The sequence below is a fragment of the Streptococcus suis genome (assembly GCF_024509555.1).
In the GTDB taxonomy this organism is placed as follows: Bacteria; Bacillota; Bacilli; order Lactobacillales; family Streptococcaceae; genus Streptococcus; species Streptococcus suis_AD.
Window position 1 is genome coordinate 25,337 of record NZ_JAMWEL010000010.1, and the last position, 16,558, is coordinate 41,894.

The following is a 16,558-nucleotide window of genomic DNA, read 5'->3' on the forward strand; positions in this document are numbered from 1 at the left end:
CCTGTCCCTAACCATTATTTTTAGGTAATATTTGACCTTTTTCAACTTCAAATTGACCTGTATTTTTTAGCCATCTTCGGATTGTTTTTTCACTTATTGGTTTTTCTTCCGTCGAAAAATATTCTACAACTGCATCAATCGTCACAGGTTCAAGACCGTCATCTAGGATTTGGATTGCGTTCATAAGTTTTTCTTGCTTATCCTTCGCAGATTCTTTCTTAGCTTTCGGACCTTTATCAAGGTTTTTCTGCCAATTCGGCTTGTTATCATCCAACTGAATATCAGCCAGCACGCCCGATGTGTCTACACTATGCACTGGATAGCTAAACCACATATTGACTGGCTTAAACTTGGCAAACTCACGCAGCGTACCTTCCACACGCCACGCAGTAGAAATCTCCACCGCATGCACAACCTGGGAAATCTCGTCTGTATAGACCTTTCGGACTAATACATCCTTGATGGCTTTTTCGAAGTGATCCCGCATCTGCACCCTGCTTTCCAGGTCATCCAAGCTGACATACTGCTGATAGTAGTCCAAGGCACGCTCCTGCAAGGCTTTTTGATAGATAGCACAGGTAGCTTTGTCAGATCGCATCTTAATCAAGTCATCGTTTAACTCTAGCTCTACCAAGTCAATCAAAGCATCTGGATCGCGGGCAAAGACTCCCGAGCCACTTGCGCGGTCCATGGACTTCTTACCACCTTGACTACCTTTTGAGTGGTGGTGGCAGTAGATAACGCTACAACCAAGCTCGGTCGCTACCTTGTCAAATTGATTGGTAAAGTGTGCCATTTGGTCTGCACTGTTTTCGTCGCCCGTCAAGACCTTGTAAATTGGGTCAATGATGACTGCGATGTAGTCTTTTTTTAAGGCCCTACGGATGAGCTTTGGTGCTAGTTTGTCCATTGGCACAGTCTTACCACGTAAGTTCCAGAGGTCAATATTTTGGATATTGTTAGCTGGCACACCCATAGCCGTATAGACATCCTTAAAGCGATGCAAGGCTGACGGTCTGTCTAGTTCCAGATTGACATAGAGGACATTGCCTTTGGTACATTCCCAACCCAGCCACTTGATACCCTCTGCAATAGCAATTGAGAGCTCAATCAATGCAAATGACTTTCCAGCTTTTGATGGCCCTGCCATAAGTAGCTTGTGCCCCTGTCTGAGTACACCTTTGATAAGTTCTGGTGCCAAAGCTGGCATATCATCCCAAGATGCTGCAAGCCCTTCTGGATCTGGCAAATCGTCATTCAAATCCTCAATCCATTGGTACCATTCTTCATAATTGGTCTTACCAATATTGGTATCAATCAAAAACTGCTTCTTGCCGTTTCGCATGATACCAGGCATCCGAGATAATCGGCTAGGGTTACGGTTTTGGGTATCAATGTCCAGTCCGTTCTTCTTGCATATTTGGTAAATGTAGTCCACACGTTTCCGGTATTCTTGGTAATCTCTAGCATCTACCTTGACGATAGCATGTAAGGACTTCTTCCCACTATGAACCAATGCTGCAATAGGCAATTCAAGCTCTTTAAACAAAGCGTACTGCTTACCTAATTCCATGCTGTCGGATTCAACCAAGGCATAGCGGAAGTCAGTCACATTGTCATTCTTGACACCTTTCCCATCCAGCGGGTTGAAACGAATCCAGGCCCCGGCTTCTTCCTTGTAGTCACCAAAGACCGCTCCAATATCACCGTTACACCCCTGCAAGAGCTGAATCAACTCGCCAGCCGTCCTATCGAACGCACCTTGTGTAGGTTTGTATATCGGTCCATTATCAGTATCTATCTGATAGGTCTGTGTGACATAGCCAACGTTATCCGTGCTATTGAAGATTGTTTCCAAGTAAGTAATCAATTCCTGAACTGGCGCCCAGTTGAGAGGCTCACGAATCTCTTTTGATTCTATCCAGTTCTTATCGACAATCTTATAATCACGGTCAATTGTGTCATTCCACCCCAATTCATGGGCATCATCGGTCATTTTAAATTCAGATACCCAGCCATTATCTTTGGCCATTTGGGTGATAGTTGCCCCGGTTACTGCACCAAGACTACCACCCTGGAAAGTATCCCATTTTTTGAAACACTCCCCTCGCCTATATCTAACTGGGTCTTTTTGCGACCACACATCCCAATCCATTGCTGTGTAGCCCTCTTGCTTGAGAGCCATCCCTACATTAACCCAGTCTTGATATGACAGAGTGGCTGGGTTAATGTAATCAAGCAATGGGATGAGGTCAAATTCTCTTTCTGTCATTTACTCTCCTATCCTGGTTGATATTCTCTCGGACTGACACCAGCCGGACATCTCCATCCAGCTGCTGCTATCCGGTCAATCATGGACCTAGCTTGGTCAAATTGCCACATACCGACATTGCGGAAACCATAGCGTTCCAGCAGTCTGATCTGCTTCGGTGTAGTCAATCCTTCATCGCGACGTTTAGATAATCGGTCAAGTAATTTAGCAGCTTTACCAGCATTCCCAATCTCATCTGTAAAAATGCCAAATTTTTCCAAAGCCTGCTTCTGCTTGGCGGATACTGGTGACTGCTCCCAACCAAATTCTGGTACATAGTCCACCAAATCTTCCGCATGGATTGACATTTCAAATTGCAACGGATCCACTAGCTTCCGCTTGCGTTTCCGCATTTCTTCCAGTTGCTTAGCCAACGCTTCTTCACGCTGAGCTACTACATCTTCTGCCGATTTGACTTCTAGCTCCTCGATGTCAAAGAGAGCTCCAGCTTCTTCTTCCATGTTCTCAACCATCTTCTTGGCTACTTCTTCTGTGCCTGCGATAAGATGTGCAGGTCGGCAGAGCTCGTGCCTCTCTGTGTGCCACAGGAAGTCAAGTAGTAATAGATTTTCTTTCCCTGGGAATAAGCGAGTGCCACGTCCCACCATTTGGCTATATAGAGCCCGTACTTTGGTCGGCCTAAGAACCACTACACAATCAACTGACGGGCAGTCCCAACCTTCTGTTAGGAGCATAGAATTACACAGTACATTGTACTTATCCTTGTCAAAGTCTTCCAAGACTTCTGCACGGTCCTTAGATTCTCCGTTGACTTCGGAAGCTCGAAAACCTTTGGCATTTAAGATGTCACGAAACTTTTGCGATGTCTTAACCAAGGGCAGAAACACTACAGTCTTACGGTCCGCACATTGCTTGACCATCTCGTCAGCTATCTGTTCAAGATATGGGTCTAGCGCAGTCCCAAGGTCACTAGCCTTAAAATCTCCCGACTGCATAGACACGCTCGATAGGTCCAAAGTCAAGGGAATTGTCACAGCAGTAATCTTGGATAAGTAACCAGACTTGATAGCCTGCACCAAGGAATACTCATAGGCCAGACTGTCGAAATATTGCCCTAGATTTCGCTTATCGCCTCGGTCGGGAGTGGCGGTGACTCCTAAGACATTGCTGTCGTCAAAGTGTTGTAAGACACGCTGGTATCCGTCTGAGATAGCATGGTGGGCTTCATCGATGATAATTGTGTCAAAATAATTTGGTGGAAATTGACTCAATCGCTTCTCGCGTTGCAAGGTCTGTACCGACCCGACTACAACCCGAAACCATGAGCCTATAGAGGTACTTTCTGCCTTTTCTAAGGCTGTGCCCAGCCCAGTAGCAGTCATTAATTTATCAGAGGCTTGTTCCAGCAATTCCGACCTATGAGCAAGGACGAGCACACGCTCGCCCATTCGCACACGGTCTTCAATGATTTTGGAAAAGACAATCGTTTTACCGCATCCTGTTGGCAGAACCAATAGTGTCCGCTTGCGACCTGACTGCCATTCCTGCTGGACTGCACCACGAGCCTCCTCTTGATAATCTCGTAGTTGCATCTATCCCCCCTAGAATCCTGCAAAGCCACCTTGAGTTGGTTGTGTCGGCTGGGTTGGCTGTTGATATTGTGCCTGCGGTTGTTGATAACTAGGCTGTTGTGGCTGACTAGCATTTAGCACTTTAGACCAATCAACATCATCTGCATAGATCATAGACTTGATATTGTCAAATTCCTGGTCGGCATATTTACCAGTACCTTTGCGTTTGTTAACGCTACAAACACCTTTAGCACCAATAATGTTCCAGTTCATACGTAGTGGTTCCCCGTGTTTCTTCTGGCCAATCGCACCGAAGAATGCTGATAACATTCCTTCTGTTGAAGTGTGCAGGAACAGATTATGCTTCAATTGAGCCGTACCTTCAGCAGTTTCAATCTCAATAGAGACAACTGCTTTGTTGCACGCAGGTAGCTTCCCTGGATTTTGAGGATTAGGCGTGTGACGTGTTCGTTCGATACCTGTTACTGTAAACTGATAATCCCCTGGAGTAAGCGTGACGAACCCGCCGTCATTAACGATTTCATCTTCCCATCCAAGTTCACGTTCTGGTTGATTGTATTGTTGTGTCATTCTGATATTCTCCTTTGATTAAGCTAAAATTGTGATGTTGTCTTGTTCGCCTAACTTGGACTTCAAGTAGTCGGCAATGTTGTTGATGGCATCCAGTTTCCACTTGCCCCCATCAGCTTCAAATAAGGCCATATAGCCTGCTTTGTTGATACGGTAGATGAACTGGCTAGCAGGTTGTTCCACCTCTGCAAATGTCCGATATGGTCGCAAAGTGACAGGGTTTGGCGCTTTAGCTTGACCAAGGCTAGCTACACCCGTCTTGATAGTTGCGGTTTGACTTACACCGTTATCAATAATTTCTGTACCATTGTCAATCTTTAAGGCACTGGCGAATTCAAGCACTGTGCCACGGTCTTCTGCGTCTGCAAATTTAGACTGCAGCATGATGTTAAAGTCAGACGCTTCTTCATACTGGTCAAAACGAATATATGGTGCCATTGATTCGACCGTGACCAACGCTACTCGATTAGCCTCCTTGTCCAGCTCTTCGTAAAACGGTTACTTCTTTTGGACCTTCGACAACAACCAATACGCGCTTGTTTCCTAGCTGATCCAAATCAGTCTTCAAATAATCTACTAGACTGTCTAATGTATTGAGATAAAGCCGAGGCGGAATTGGTCTGGCATCTAACTCACGCAATGAATGGATGTTTCCGTCATAGTAGAGCTTGCCGTTTCCTGCTGCAATAATCTTTTCTTCTCTGTTTGCTAATTCAACTGCATACTCCAAAGCATCTTTGATATTTTCTGTCATTCTAGTTACCTACTTTCTTCTTGTTAAAATCAATCACTTCAGCGTTGATACCTTTTTCAATTTCTTCTACTGGTTGCCCAATGTCTGTACGAAGCTGTGCCTTATCATCAAAATACATTTGACCCGGCATGTTACTCCTAAGCTCATTGGCATAAGTCTTACCGTCTTTCTTGCCGACAAGCACCGTAGTCGCAACGCCAGTCTGTGGTGCAAGCGTGGATTTTACATCCATGCTTGTGCTGACTACTTCGCGACTATCATCAGCCTTCATAGTTAGCGTGATGACTAGCTTACGAGCAACCTTGCTATCAGTATTTGGATCAAGGATATTGTCAAAAACCTTTTCCAACTCCTTGTCTACTTTTTCCTGCAATCCGCCCTCGCCGAGAGCAGATAAGTCCAATTTAATTGTTTTGTCCATTAAGTTTTAACCTCGCTATCATTTCTAAGACCCAAAACGGTCTGAATCTAGTTACCTTCGACTGTAAAGGGCATCTCTGGGTTTGCACGAACTTGTTTTGTAATAACTTCAAGAGTTGCACCCCAGTTCGCTACAATCATGTCCCAATACTCAGGAACAAAATTTTCAATCGGTGTCCCCATCGCATAGTGACCGCGAATGTAAGCTACTTGTTGCAATTCTTCAGCAGTCACATTTGCTGGTGTCATTAAATCCGTTAACGACCTAGGAAGAGATGGTGGATATGCTGTAGATAAAGACTTCGATTGCTCTTGTACAGACTGCTCTGGTTGGTCAGTTCCCAACATTTGTGTCGGTTGCTCTACATGTGCAGATTCGTGTGCGGATTGTTCCTGTACTGATGTTGGTTGAGCTTGCGTTTGTGTCGCAAAGATGTGCGCAATACCAGCAAAGTCCATGGGCAATTCTTCCGGCAAGTTATGACGATTCTTGGCGTCCCAGCTTGGCGAATGAGTGGTTTGCATGACACGCTGACCACCCTGTGCTTTTTGCTTCTTGGTCTTGTCATCTGTGATGATGTAGGTCTTGTAGTTGAGGAATAGTACCATATCCGCCCATTCTTTGACCTTGGCAGATACGTTGGTTTCCGTCTTTTTGTTGCTCAATTTGAGCTCGTAACGGTCATAGCCACCTAATTCATCGGGCTTGGTGAATTTCTTGACTTGGGCATGAGCAGTTAGTACTACGTTGATACCGAGTTCAACTAACTCCTGCAGTCTGTCTAATAGCCGTCCAATCTCCTCGATGAGATAAGTATAGCCACTGCCCCAGTTAAAGTCTTCGATACCACTCTTGTTGTGTTGGGCACAGATATATTGCAAGGCCAAAGCCTCTGCCCAGTCGATCGTGTCAATGACCAAGGTCTGACAGATTGTCGGATTGGCCTTGACAAATGCGATGTGATTCATAAGCATGGTCCAGCTTGTCGGCTTGTCAGCCCGTGCCACATCCATGTTATCTGTGGAACCTTCCGTGTCAATAAAGAGCGGATTGGGAAATTGAGCCGCTAGACTAGACTTGCCAATCCCCTCTGGACCATAGATGACAACACGTTGGGCCCGTGCCCGTTTACCTTTTGTAATTTGCATTATTGTTCTCCTAATCTGAATAAAATAGTTCATCGATGGTGATGCCTGGTTCAACCTCTGCGACAATGGTCTTGATTGCTTTCTTTTCCTTGTCATTGAATGGTGTTTTGCCAGTTTCTTTGTTGTTGTACGACTGTAAAGAAATATTTAGCTTGTTCGCCATTGCTTGCTGGGTTAACCCTAACATGACGCGATAGCCTTTGAGTTTGCTCATGCCGTTCTCCTTTCTAAAATCCTCCTTCCCAAGCTGGTTTAGCTTGGACTTGTTGATGTTGTTCATTTTCGACCGAGTATCCGTCTTCGATGATGATTGAACACTCATCACCAGTAGACACCCGTGTCGCAATAGCTTGCAGACCTTCTTGCTCCAGCCACGCTCCGAATTGCTGCAATGTGACCTGGTCCATCTGCTCCAGTTTGTCGATGAGCACAAAGCCACATTCTGGCTTGAGTTTGCGTACAATAGCAGTGGCAACTTGCAGTTGTTGGCTGCCACTCATGTTGTCCCAGCGCTGACCAAGATAGAGCAATTCACCGTCATCAACTGACAGACCTTCCAACGGCAAGTCAGCGTTGGTCAGCAGGTCACGTTTTTGCTTGCGGACATCTTCGATTTCAACCGATAAGGCATTGTACTGCTGACGAATTTCTTTAGCGTCTTCCTCGGCTTTTTCTTTATCCAGATTGGCTCGAACCTTTCGGTTAATATCATCAATCTGCTGGATATTCGCTTCAATTTCAGCAGTTGATTCATCGTGTAGCTCAATCGCATCCTTTTGCGCGATAGCCAAGTCCTGCTTGTACTTATCACGTTCATCAATCGCTTTGGCCAGTTCCTGCTTCAATCGATCTACAGCAGACTCTGCATTCTCATATTGCATCTTGATAGTGGCTACATTTTGACGCTTGCGGGCATTCTCACCATTCTTGGCTAAGATTGCTTGTTGTTGTTGGATAAGCTCTGCAATGCTGACTAGCTCTTTAGGAGCTTCTGGGTAGAATTCCTGCTCCTTGGCAAACTTCTCCTTCTGGTCAGCTATCACACCGATAGCATGACGGTTATTATAAAGCTCTTTTTCCTTGAGTTCCAGCTCCGCCAATTGGTTGCCAACACCGATAATCTGCAAAAGCGTTTCAGCTTTCTCTTTTGGTGTGCTGTCCATAAACTTAGGCAGATTGATAGCGAGCTCTTCCACAAAGCTATCCAACAGCTGCTGTCCGCCTTTCTGGCCATTTGGATCAATGACCTTTAGGCTGGCATTCTTCCCCTTACGCTCAACAATCAAGCCATTAGACATCACGATTTTTAGCGTTGGTGGTACCTGTGAGCCCTCGCGCTGAGCCTGGCTAGGCTTGTACTTATTGCCACCAAGAGCCCAAGCAATTGCATCTAGCACACTTGTCTTACCTTGATTATTGTTACCACCCACGATGGTCAGACCTGTTGCGGACGGCTCGATTTTGACCGCCTTGATGCGTTTGACATTTTCGATTTCAAGTCTATTGATTGTCACTGTCATAATTTCCTCCAATAATTAATCGACTTTCTTTGACTACTTTTTCTGTACTGACAACTTCAGCGTGGTTCAATGCATACAGTAATAGCGATGTTGATACTGTTGCGATAGTCAAATCACATTCGTTGGCAAGCTCTACGATTTGGTCATAAGCTTCCTTGCTACAACGTACATGATGATAAGTTGTCTTAGCTTCTTTCTTTACTTCCATTTGATATCCTTTCTATTTACAAATCTAATCTTATTTTGCAACTTTACCAGACCAATCCCGACCTTGGTCAATTCGGCATCATCTGTAATTAAATGTTGCTGGTTCAGTCGAGCCACCTCATTCTTGCTCAAACAAGCAAGATTTGAAATATCCCAATTGGTCTTGTCGCCATTCAAAAACACAACTGCATGACCGCTTGGAATAGGTCCATAGTGTTCTTCCCAAACTTTACGATGCATTTGTTTCCAAATATTCGGTTCAGCAATTTTAATCTTCGGATACCCATCTGTTGTATATCGAATCGTTCCAACCGGTACCCAGTTGATAGGTTTTGACCCTTTTTTGAATTGTCCGCTATTTGGGTACATGCCAGGATACTTCTTACCCTTGTTGTGTGGAATTCGTCCTTTTTCAAAATGACCTGTCAACCCACTGTATAATTTATTATTATTACGGTAGTTTTTAATTTGTTGGCCAGTTAGGGTTAGACCGAATTTCTTATTCATTTCCTCGGCGAAGATATGAGCCACCTTACCTCGATGATTATTTAAGAAATATTGATGTTGCTCGTAATTCAATAACTTCTTTTTGAATATTTTTCCGACTGGCAAGCCTAGCCGTTTTCTGACACCTGCAATTTGTGACTTTGTGTAACTGGTTCCGAACTTTGCATTTAACATTTCAGTAACTTCTGGCGTTAATCGACCAGGACAAATCTCATGCATATAAACAGTATATTCATCCTTCCAGCAAAGCGATTGGGGCATGTTCAACACCAGCTTCCTGTTTTAATTTTTCAGCTTCAATAGCCAATTTGCCAATCGACACTATTTGACCAGCCACGGAAACCATGGCTTTGGACCGTTCGATTTCGATTTTCAGTTCATTTTCTGTGAGTTCCCTATCATCCAAATATTCCAATTGAGCGAATAAGGTATCAGCTAGGTTTGACATTTTATTCCTAACCATAGGCGCCTCCTAAAATTTCTTCTTTTTCTGCGATACGTTGCAGACGTGCATTTTCATCAACCAACTGTTGATTGACTCTTCTGTATTCGCAATTTTCTTTATCAAGATCATTTACCATGCTACGAAGAATGGCGTTTTCACGCTCAAGTCGATCAATTGTCTTAGTTGGTAGGTCAATGCCATAGCTGTCGACTTGATTTGTTCTAAACAACTTACTAAGCATGTCTGCCCCACTTTCTAGGCGTCCGAGTTGGTGCGTCATCTGTGTATTTGATTGGTTCCCAACTAGCAAGTGTTTGTTGAGCACTAGATTTCCGCGCTAACCGATCAGCTTCGACAGCTCTCTCACAAGCCATAGCGATTTTGTAGTCGAGCAAAAGCTCCTGATCACGTTTCTTCCGCTCCTTCTCAGCTTTCCGCTGTTCCACAATGCCTGCTGCCAATACGGGCAGGGCGAAAATTGATAATGATAATAATGCTTCTGTCATAAATTTTTTCCTCGTTTCAGACCTTGTCCAGATTGGTCTTTTAGTCTTTTTCGCTAAGCCAAATTTTAATAGCTCTTTTCTTCCATTTTGTTCCCTCTTGTTCTTTAGGGAAATTCGGTAATTTTCTGTATTTATCAAAGACGGTCCCGTCTACCTTTAGAAATCTGATGCAATCCTTTCGGTTCATCATTTCTGGGAAACCATCGTCGTTGTCCTTCTCTAGTAAAATCTCGTTTACAACATCTCTTATTATCGATTTTATCCAGTCGGACAAGTCAACAAATATCTTGTCCATAGTAGGCCTCCTGTGTTATAATTTTGTTAGTTAATTTTAGTAAGCCACTGTTCCCGCAGTGGTTTTTTTCATCTCTCCCATGCTATAATAAAGCTGAAAGGAGGTGAAGTTTTATGTCCGTTACAATCAATACAAACATTCCTGAAGACCAAGTGACTAAAGTGGTTCACGAAAAAAGGTCCAGGTCATGTTTATGTAGAAACGTTCTATCCTAACGGTTTAATCATCAATTACGACATGCTTCCCGACGGCACTGTCAATGTTGATTGCAATAAACCATTAAAACTTGAATCGGACGGAAGTTACACTCCTGTAATAGATTGAGCTTTTATCTCAATCTTAGTACCAGAGAAAGTAATTTCCGAATTTTTGCTTTTGATAACTAAAGACTGACTAGCTATGTCATTAGCATCCATCCGATTTGTAATAATCTTTTTAGGGTCTATCGTTACCGCGATAGGTTCTTTTTTTCTATACGGATAACGTTTCGGTCTCATGTCTTTCTCCTTTCTGTAAATAGCAGAGCTGGTAAGCTGGTTACCTAGTTTTTTGATATAATAAAAATAAAAACGATTGGAGTATAATAATGTCTAATAAAACTTGCTTCGTAGTCACTGCAATAGGTCAAGCTGGATCGCAAGAAAGAATCCATGCCGACAAAGTCTTGACTTATCTAATTGAGCCCGTTTGCTCTGAATTAAACATTCAGGTCATTAGAGTTGATAGAGAGACTACCAACGGTGATATAAACGAATCTATACTCAACCATTTGAAAAATGATGATCTGGTTATCGCTGATTTGACTTGGCATAACGCAAATGCATTTTACGAATTTGGATACCGACAAGCACTTGGTCTTCCTGTAGTACCAATCATCAAACACGATCAGCGTTTGCCGTTTGATGTGATTTCAAAGCGTACTGTATTTTATGACACAGATGTTTCGACTATCGAAGATTCGAAATCAAGACTCAAAAACATGATTTTAGATTTCGAAAATTTCATAATGCCAAACAAACGTGATGACACAAAATCTGAATTAGAAATCATCATTGAAAAACTGGACTTAATCATCGAACAAACTAAACCACAAAAAACAGGTTCATCTTCACTAACCAATTACGATGCAATTGGCAACGAAACGAGCAAGGTATTAGCAAACGCTAGAGATATTCTCGCGAATCAACCTAAATTCAATTTTGCTTTAACAACGAATCCACACCTGCAACATAGCCTTGGAGATACCGAATAAGTACCCTGTCTTCTTCCATTTCCTTTTCTCTCGTCGCTATCCGATTTTCAAGTTCGGATAGCTTTTGTTTTACTTCTTGAAAGTCCATCCCTTTCTCCTTTCCATAAATGCAGAGCTGTACCGCCCTACTCCTCTCTCAACTTCTCCGCCAGCACCAACCGCACATAAGCCGCCATCGACAGCCCCAGACGCTGGCACTCCACCCCCAACCGTTTCTTCATCTCAACCGACAAAGACACATGTATAGACGTCATGGTCACCCCTCCTTCCACCTGTTAGTTAAAGTTCTTGAAGAAGTCAAGAACTTTTTATACAAGTATTGTATAAAGTTTGACCAAAGACTGACCATTGGGGAAATAGCAGAGCTGGTGTGTTTGTTACCTTTCATTTTGTGAGGTTGTATTTGTAAATAAATCGCTAATCTCTTTGTTCAAGATTTTAGCGATTTTGTAGCATTCACTCAATTTGAAATCATTTTGACCAAGTTCTTTCTGACGGTAAGTTGTTTCTGAAATCCCTAGCTTGTCAGCGATGTCTTTTTGAGTGTATCCAGCTTGTTTTCGAGCCTCATACAACAATAATTGCAATAACCCTCACTCCTTTCCTTCTTTTTCCTTTCTGAGTTTCTCCAGCTTTTTATCCAAGTACCACTTTGTGATGTGTCTACCTATAAACATGAGAACCCATAAACCTGCTAACCAATACAACATTGCTTTTTCTGGCAAATGGTGGTATACTCAAATAAGAGGTTGGGGCTTCCGCCCCTTGCTCTTAATCTTTATTTGCTAGTTTGTAGTCTAGAATTATCTTGACGAGCATTCTAGTTTCCCTAGCCAAGCCTAACACTATCAGAACTGTGCCAAGTTCGTCAGGTGTTAGGCTTTTTATGATGTCAACCACCATTTGCCGTTCCTCCTGTTTTTATTTTTGGCGGGGTTAATTCCTTAACCTTGACTATATTATACCTCACAATTTGAAAGGTGTCAACACTTTTTTTGCGAAAACACAAAAAAACTTTTCTTTTTGTGAGGTTTGTTGTATAATTAGGTAAACAAAGGAGGAATATCTCGTGAACGACAAAGAATTATCAATTTATGTAGGTCAAAAAATAAAAGATTTTCGTTTATCTCGTAACATGACCCAAAAAGAATTGGCTGAACGTATCGGGATGGGAGATACTACAATAGTTAATTATGAAAAAGGTATCCGAACACCTAAAAAAAATACACTTTTCAAAATATCCGAAGTGTTAAAAACTTCTATTGATGACTTCTTTCCTCCTATTACCACCACAGCCCCTAACAGCCTCGTAGAGCAGATTTCGGACAAGGTGGTGCAATTAACCGAACCAAACCAGAAAAACGTGCTACGCTACTCTAGCGAGCTTCTAGATAAACAAAATACAGTAGCATACAGTAAGAATACAGTAAGCGAACTGCAAGCCACCTACCACACCTACAACTACTACGACCAACCTGCTTCCGCTGGCACAGGTCAATATCTGAATGATGTAAAGGTCGAGACTATCGAATTACCTATAGAAGTGGACGCCGACTTCGTTGTCCCTATTTACGGAGACTCCATGGAACCAGAATACCACTCAGGCGATTATGTATTCGTCAAACTATCAGTAGATCTATCTGACGGCGACATCGGAGTATTTGCCTATAACGGCGACGCCTACATCAAACAACTCCGCATCACAGACCAAGGTGCCTATCTTCACAGCCTAAACCCAGACTACGACAATATCCCAATCACAGCAGACACCGACTTCCGAACCATTGGTGAAGTGGTGGATATTTATAGGGAGAGGTAAATTAAATCTAAAATAGAAAGTATCTTTTTTGAAACAATTTTGTTTGACAAATATTCGCTAAGTCTTTATCATATACTTATGATTAAGACTTAGCAACGCTTGCACCTTGCAGCGTACCAGTGCTAAGTCGTTTTTTGTTTTATAAGATTCAACCAATTGACCTAGGTTTTCCGGATAATTGGCTTGATTTGCTTAACTAACAAAAAACCCCCACACTTCCAACCGACCAAAGCCGAAGTGCAGGGTAACCAAATAAGCAAAGACCAGCTATTCAGCCGGACCTTTTGCGTACTCTATTATATCATTTTAAGGAGGTGATGCCAATATCCTTTCGAAAAACCTTGTCCAGATTGGTCTTACAGAAAGGAAAAGAGAATGAAATATACAAAAACAAAATACCCGAATATTTTTACGTACGAAACCCAAAAAGGATTGCGTTACTATGTCCGCAGAGGATACTTTGTTAATGGCGACAAGAAAGAATTTAACAAGAGCGGACTACGAAGCTTAAAGGACGCCCAGAGAATTCTAAGGGATATTGAAGAAAGAATTTATCATGATGAAATGGATGTCAACCTAGAACTTACTTTAAATGAATACTGGGAAATCTACTCAGCAAAGAAAGAAAAAACAGGTCAATGGAATGATACATCCATCTACACTAACGCAGGCATTTATCGTACCATGATAAAAGAAAAGTGGGGAAACCTCCCGCTAAAAAAAATAAATCGCAACGATTATGAAGAACATCTGGCAGAAATGCTTGGCCAGTACCGCAGAAATAGTGTACTTACCAGTAATCGACTTTTGAATTCCATTTTAAACGATGCTGTCAAAAATGGTAATCTTAGACAAAATAAATTGTCTGGTATTTATCTTGGGGAATCAGAATTAGAACCTCTTAATAAAGAGTTAAAAATCGATGATTTTCAAACGTGGATAAAAACCGCAGAAGAATTACTATCGACCACACATTTTGCATTTGTCTACCTGACTATTTTTGGACTTAGACGCGGGGAAGTCTGTGGTATCAGGTTCATGGACGTTACTTTCGATTCGAATAATCGAGCAGTCTTAAATATAAGAGACTCTCGTTCCAACAGGACAAAAGATGGTGCTGGAAGAACAAAAACAGAAAGTTCTGTGCGTTACGTCGTTTTAAATGACAGAGGCAGTGAGCTGTTGTTACAGATCATGGAAACAGCAAAACAAGTCAAAAAGAAAGCAGACGTCATTGTTGAGCAGGAAAAAGATTACCTGAGCATCCGAATAAAGAATAATAAATACTATTTGGAAAGACCTGCTTTTTTAAACAAAATTTTTAAACGAGTAAGTGAGGAATGTGGTATCTATATCACTCCACACATTATGCGTCACTTCTTTACCACTCAATCGCTCATTGCTGGAGCCAGACCAGAAGATGTCATGCACTTCCTGGGACATGCAAGCCTTCAAACAACCAAACAATATACTCACATCAAAGAAGAACGAGCGCATAATGTTACTGATCTATTTGACAAGAAAGTTCTATAATTTTCCCCGACTTCTTCCCGACAATTCCCCGACAACTACACCGAGTTACGACAATATCAACAATAAACATTTTTTCGAAAAGCTAGTAGTATCAACGTTTTCAAATTGTTACATAGATACCATGATTGGTTAGGTATAGCTTTTTCTTAACGCTTAGATAGTTTTTTTATATTATACTTTTTAGCTTTTCTGCTATATACTAGTGGTAACATGATTTGGAGGTGCCATATGGCTATTTATCAAAATATTACGCAATTAGTTGGAAAAACACCAATTATCAAGCTCAATCATATTGTTCCTGAGGGAGCAGCGGATGTCTATGTTAAGTTAGAAGCCTTTAACCCTGGTTCTTCTGTCAAAGACCGTATCGCCTTGGCTATGATTGAAGATGCTGAGAAGGCTGGTACCATTAAACCTGGTGATACCATTGTCGAACCAACCAGCGGAAATACTGGTATCGGTCTTGCTTGGGTCGGTGCAGCAAAAGGCTATAAAGTGATTATCGTTATGCCTGAAACCATGAGTATTGAGCGTCGCAAAATCATCCAAGCCTATGGGGCTGAGCTAGTCTTAACCCCAGGTAGTGAAGGAATGAAGGGAGCTATTGCCAAGGCAAAAGAGATTGCGGAAGAAAAAAATGGCTGGGTACCATTCCAGTTTGCTAATCCATCCAATCCAAAAGTTCACGAAGATACAACAGGACAGGAAATTTTGGAAGACTTTGGAACAACTGGTTTAGATGCCTTTATATCTGGTGTTGGTACTGGTGGAACTGTTTCTGGTGTTTCGCATGTATTAAAAGCTGCCAACCCAAACATCGTCATCTATGCCGTAGAAGCTGATGAATCGGCAGTCCTATCTGGTGAAGCACCTGGTCCGCACAAGATTCAAGGAATTTCAGCAGGTTTCATTCCTGATACGCTAGATACAACAGCCTATGATGGCATTATTCGTGTAAAATCAGATGATGCTTTAGCAACAGGTCGAGCAATTGGTGGACAGGAAGGTTTCCTTGTGGGGATTTCATCTGGAGCAGCAATTCACGCAGCTATTGAAGTTGCGAAGGAATTGGGAGCCGGTAAAAAAGTATTGGCTATTTTAGCAGATAACGGTGAGCGGTACTTGTCTACTGCCCTCTACGAATTTGATATAGTCGTTTAGTTTGCTTTTAGTACAAGGCAACGAGCTGCAGGTTGCTTATACAGTCGAATGGCTGTATAAGGTTGGAAATAGCACTTGCGGAGCAAGTCACCCCTACAGAGTACGGCAAAGCGAGTTAACGAAGTAATCAAAGATAAACTAAATGACTATAACTAGAAAAAAGAAGGTTGGGAGTTCAAGTCCCTAAACCTTCTTTTCTTTTTGTTCTTTAAGATAATTTTTCGATTCCTTTATCCACTTTGGTAGACTTTTTGCCAAGGGTGCAAAACCAATTTTGTTTCGTTCATTGGTAAATCTATGGTGTCGAGGAATTTTTTGGTGTTCTTCTTCAAGTGTCCGAATGGATAGACTGGCTTTTTCTGTATATTCATCAAAATCAACCACCTGTACCAAAACCTCTTGACCAATCTTGACATGGTCGTAGATATTATCCACAAAACCTGTCTTGATTTCGGAAATATGGATCAAACCTGTCGTGCCATTTTCTAAATCTACAAAGGCTCCGTAGGGTTGCACTCCCGATACCGTTCCTTTGATCTTATCTCCAATCCTCATC

Annotated in this window: 20 protein-coding genes and 1 pseudogene; 4 read left to right on the plus strand and 17 right to left on the minus strand. The window is 42.3% G+C overall.

Annotated features, from left to right (window positions below):
- Window positions 1-7 precede the first annotated feature (7 nt).
- The 15 genes and pseudogenes from NF418_RS05665 to NF418_RS05735 all read right to left on the minus strand — a co-directional run bounded on the left by NF418_RS05665 (window position 8) and on the right by NF418_RS05735 (window position 10,734).
- Window positions 8-2,272 carry an AAA family ATPase gene (locus NF418_RS05665; RefSeq protein WP_256778791.1) on the minus strand — a complete coding sequence of 755 codons (2,265 nt, stop codon included), beginning with the start codon at window positions 2,270-2,272 and terminating at the stop codon, window positions 8-10.
- An 8-nt stretch (window positions 2,273-2,280) separates the two neighbouring features.
- Window positions 2,281-3,864, minus strand: a complete 1,584-nt coding sequence (locus NF418_RS05670) for a DEAD/DEAH box helicase (protein WP_256778792.1) — start codon at window positions 3,862-3,864, stop codon at window positions 2,281-2,283.
- Window positions 3,865-3,873: 9 nt separating this feature from the next.
- Complete coding sequence (locus NF418_RS05675; RefSeq protein WP_256778793.1) at window positions 3,874-4,434, minus strand: hypothetical protein; 561 nt, start codon at window positions 4,432-4,434, stop codon at window positions 3,874-3,876.
- An 18-nt stretch (window positions 4,435-4,452) separates the two neighbouring features.
- Window positions 4,453-5,188, minus strand: a pseudogene (locus NF418_RS05680) (hypothetical protein).
- A 1-nt stretch (window position 5,189) separates the two neighbouring features.
- Entirely contained in the window at window positions 5,190-5,609 is a 420-nt protein-coding gene (locus NF418_RS05685; protein ID WP_044681205.1) for a hypothetical protein, read from the minus strand.
- 47 nt (window positions 5,610-5,656) lie between these two features.
- Window positions 5,657-6,757 carry an ATP-binding protein gene (locus NF418_RS05690; protein ID WP_256778794.1) on the minus strand — a complete coding sequence of 367 codons (1,101 nt, stop codon included), beginning with the start codon at window positions 6,755-6,757 and terminating at the stop codon, window positions 5,657-5,659.
- Window positions 6,758-6,767: 10 nt separating this feature from the next.
- Window positions 6,768-6,971, minus strand: a complete 204-nt coding sequence (locus NF418_RS05695; protein WP_256778795.1) for a helix-turn-helix transcriptional regulator — start codon at window positions 6,969-6,971, stop codon at window positions 6,768-6,770.
- 13 nt (window positions 6,972-6,984) lie between these two features.
- Window positions 6,985-8,277, minus strand: a complete 1,293-nt coding sequence (locus NF418_RS05700; RefSeq protein ID WP_256778796.1) for an AAA family ATPase — start codon at window positions 8,275-8,277, stop codon at window positions 6,985-6,987.
- Window positions 8,258-8,485 (minus strand): hypothetical protein, encoded by a 228-nt coding sequence (locus NF418_RS05705; protein ID WP_170239321.1) that lies wholly within the window; start codon window positions 8,483-8,485, stop codon window positions 8,258-8,260. The genes NF418_RS05700 and NF418_RS05705 overlap by 20 nt, the downstream gene beginning before the upstream one ends.
- Entirely contained in the window at window positions 8,476-9,252 is a 777-nt protein-coding gene (locus tag NF418_RS05710) for an HNH endonuclease signature motif containing protein (protein ID WP_256778829.1), read from the minus strand. Before NF418_RS05710 ends, NF418_RS05705 begins: the two co-directional genes overlap by 10 nt.
- A complete protein-coding gene (locus NF418_RS05715) occupies window positions 9,224-9,454 on the minus strand; it encodes a hypothetical protein (RefSeq protein ID WP_256778797.1) in 231 nt (76 codons plus the stop codon). Before NF418_RS05715 ends, NF418_RS05710 begins: the two co-directional genes overlap by 29 nt.
- A complete protein-coding gene (locus NF418_RS05720) occupies window positions 9,447-9,677 on the minus strand; it encodes a hypothetical protein (RefSeq protein ID WP_256778798.1) in 231 nt (76 codons plus the stop codon). Before NF418_RS05720 ends, NF418_RS05715 begins: the two co-directional genes overlap by 8 nt.
- A complete protein-coding gene (locus NF418_RS05725) occupies window positions 9,670-9,942 on the minus strand; it encodes a hypothetical protein (RefSeq protein WP_256778799.1) in 273 nt (90 codons plus the stop codon). The genes NF418_RS05720 and NF418_RS05725 overlap by 8 nt, the downstream gene beginning before the upstream one ends.
- 40 nt (window positions 9,943-9,982) lie before the next feature.
- On the minus strand, window positions 9,983-10,237 hold the full coding sequence (locus tag NF418_RS05730; protein WP_002936992.1) for a hypothetical protein: 255 nt from the start codon (window positions 10,235-10,237) through the stop codon (window positions 9,983-9,985).
- 302 nt (window positions 10,238-10,539) lie between these two features.
- On the minus strand, window positions 10,540-10,734 hold the full coding sequence (locus NF418_RS05735; RefSeq protein ID WP_256778800.1) for a hypothetical protein: 195 nt from the start codon (window positions 10,732-10,734) through the stop codon (window positions 10,540-10,542).
- Between the two features lie 89 nt (window positions 10,735-10,823).
- Here NF418_RS05735 and NF418_RS05740 point away from each other — a divergent pair, with 89 nt between their 5' ends.
- A complete protein-coding gene (locus tag NF418_RS05740) occupies window positions 10,824-11,489 on the plus strand; it encodes a hypothetical protein (RefSeq protein ID WP_256778801.1) in 666 nt (221 codons plus the stop codon).
- A 377-nt stretch (window positions 11,490-11,866) separates the two neighbouring features.
- On the opposite strand, the gene NF418_RS05745 is transcribed toward NF418_RS05740, so the two are convergent.
- Window positions 11,867-12,076 (minus strand): helix-turn-helix transcriptional regulator, encoded by a 210-nt coding sequence (locus NF418_RS05745; protein WP_105125659.1) that lies wholly within the window; start codon window positions 12,074-12,076, stop codon window positions 11,867-11,869.
- Between the two features lie 482 nt (window positions 12,077-12,558).
- On the opposite strand from NF418_RS05745, the gene NF418_RS05750 reads away from it, so the two are divergent.
- The 3 genes from NF418_RS05750 (at window position 12,559) to cysK (ending at window position 16,002) form a co-directional block, all read left to right on the plus strand.
- Entirely contained in the window at window positions 12,559-13,308 is a 750-nt protein-coding gene (locus NF418_RS05750; protein ID WP_256778802.1) for a S24 family peptidase, read from the plus strand.
- A gap of 375 nt (window positions 13,309-13,683) precedes the next feature.
- Entirely contained in the window at window positions 13,684-14,841 is a 1,158-nt protein-coding gene (locus NF418_RS05755) for a tyrosine-type recombinase/integrase (protein ID WP_256778803.1), read from the plus strand.
- Window positions 14,842-15,069: 228 nt separating this feature from the next.
- The gene (gene cysK, locus NF418_RS05760; RefSeq protein ID WP_256778804.1) at window positions 15,070-16,002 is read left to right on the plus strand and encodes a cysteine synthase A; all 933 of its coding nucleotides are present in this window, start codon (window positions 15,070-15,072) and stop codon (window positions 16,000-16,002) included.
- Between the two features lie 183 nt (window positions 16,003-16,185).
- Here the strand turns inward: cysK and NF418_RS05765 are convergent, their stop codons facing one another.
- A complete protein-coding gene (locus tag NF418_RS05765; protein ID WP_105144517.1) occupies window positions 16,186-16,557 on the minus strand; it encodes a S1 RNA-binding domain-containing protein in 372 nt (123 codons plus the stop codon).
- Between the last annotated feature and the right edge of the window lies 1 nt (window position 16,558).

What these genes read in the sequence shown, in the direction of transcription:
- NF418_RS05665 (WP_256778791.1), bottom strand. Translation starts at nt 2,272, where the DNA reads ATGACAGAAAGAGAATTTGACCTCATCCCATTGCTTGATTACATTAAC.
- NF418_RS05670 (WP_256778792.1), bottom strand. Translation starts at nt 3,864, where the DNA reads ATGCAACTACGAGATTATCAAGAGGAGGCTCGTGGTGCAGTCCAGCAG.
- NF418_RS05675 (WP_256778793.1), bottom strand. Translation starts at nt 4,434, where the DNA reads ATGACACAACAATACAATCAACCAGAACGTGAACTTGGATGGGAAGAT.
- NF418_RS05685 (WP_044681205.1), bottom strand. Translation starts at nt 5,609, where the DNA reads ATGGACAAAACAATTAAATTGGACTTATCTGCTCTCGGCGAGGGCGGA.
- NF418_RS05690 (WP_256778794.1), bottom strand. Translation starts at nt 6,757, where the DNA reads ATGCAAATTACAAAAGGTAAACGGGCACGGGCCCAACGTGTTGTCATC.
- NF418_RS05695 (WP_256778795.1), bottom strand. Translation starts at nt 6,971, where the DNA reads ATGAGCAAACTCAAAGGCTATCGCGTCATGTTAGGGTTAACCCAGCAA.
- NF418_RS05700 (WP_256778796.1), bottom strand. Translation starts at nt 8,277, where the DNA reads ATGACAGTGACAATCAATAGACTTGAAATCGAAAATGTCAAACGCATC.
- NF418_RS05705 (WP_170239321.1), bottom strand. Translation starts at nt 8,485, where the DNA reads ATGGAAGTAAAGAAAGAAGCTAAGACAACTTATCATCATGTACGTTGT.
- NF418_RS05710 (WP_256778829.1), bottom strand. Translation starts at nt 9,252, where the DNA reads ATGCCCCAATCGCTTTGCTGGAAGGATGAATATACTGTTTATATGCAT.
- NF418_RS05715 (WP_256778797.1), bottom strand. Translation starts at nt 9,454, where the DNA reads ATGGTTAGGAATAAAATGTCAAACCTAGCTGATACCTTATTCGCTCAA.
- NF418_RS05720 (WP_256778798.1), bottom strand. Translation starts at nt 9,677, where the DNA reads ATGCTTAGTAAGTTGTTTAGAACAAATCAAGTCGACAGCTATGGCATT.
- NF418_RS05725 (WP_256778799.1), bottom strand. Translation starts at nt 9,942, where the DNA reads ATGACAGAAGCATTATTATCATTATCAATTTTCGCCCTGCCCGTATTG.
- NF418_RS05730 (WP_002936992.1), bottom strand. Translation starts at nt 10,237, where the DNA reads ATGGACAAGATATTTGTTGACTTGTCCGACTGGATAAAATCGATAATA.
- NF418_RS05735 (WP_256778800.1), bottom strand. Translation starts at nt 10,734, where the DNA reads ATGAGACCGAAACGTTATCCGTATAGAAAAAAAGAACCTATCGCGGTA.
- NF418_RS05740 (WP_256778801.1), top strand. Translation starts at nt 10,824, where the DNA reads ATGTCTAATAAAACTTGCTTCGTAGTCACTGCAATAGGTCAAGCTGGA.
- NF418_RS05755 (WP_256778803.1), top strand. Translation starts at nt 13,684, where the DNA reads ATGAAATATACAAAAACAAAATACCCGAATATTTTTACGTACGAAACC.
- cysK (WP_256778804.1), top strand. Translation starts at nt 15,070, where the DNA reads ATGGCTATTTATCAAAATATTACGCAATTAGTTGGAAAAACACCAATT.
- NF418_RS05765 (WP_105144517.1), bottom strand. Translation starts at nt 16,557, where the DNA reads ATGAGGATTGGAGATAAGATCAAAGGAACGGTATCGGGAGTGCAACCC.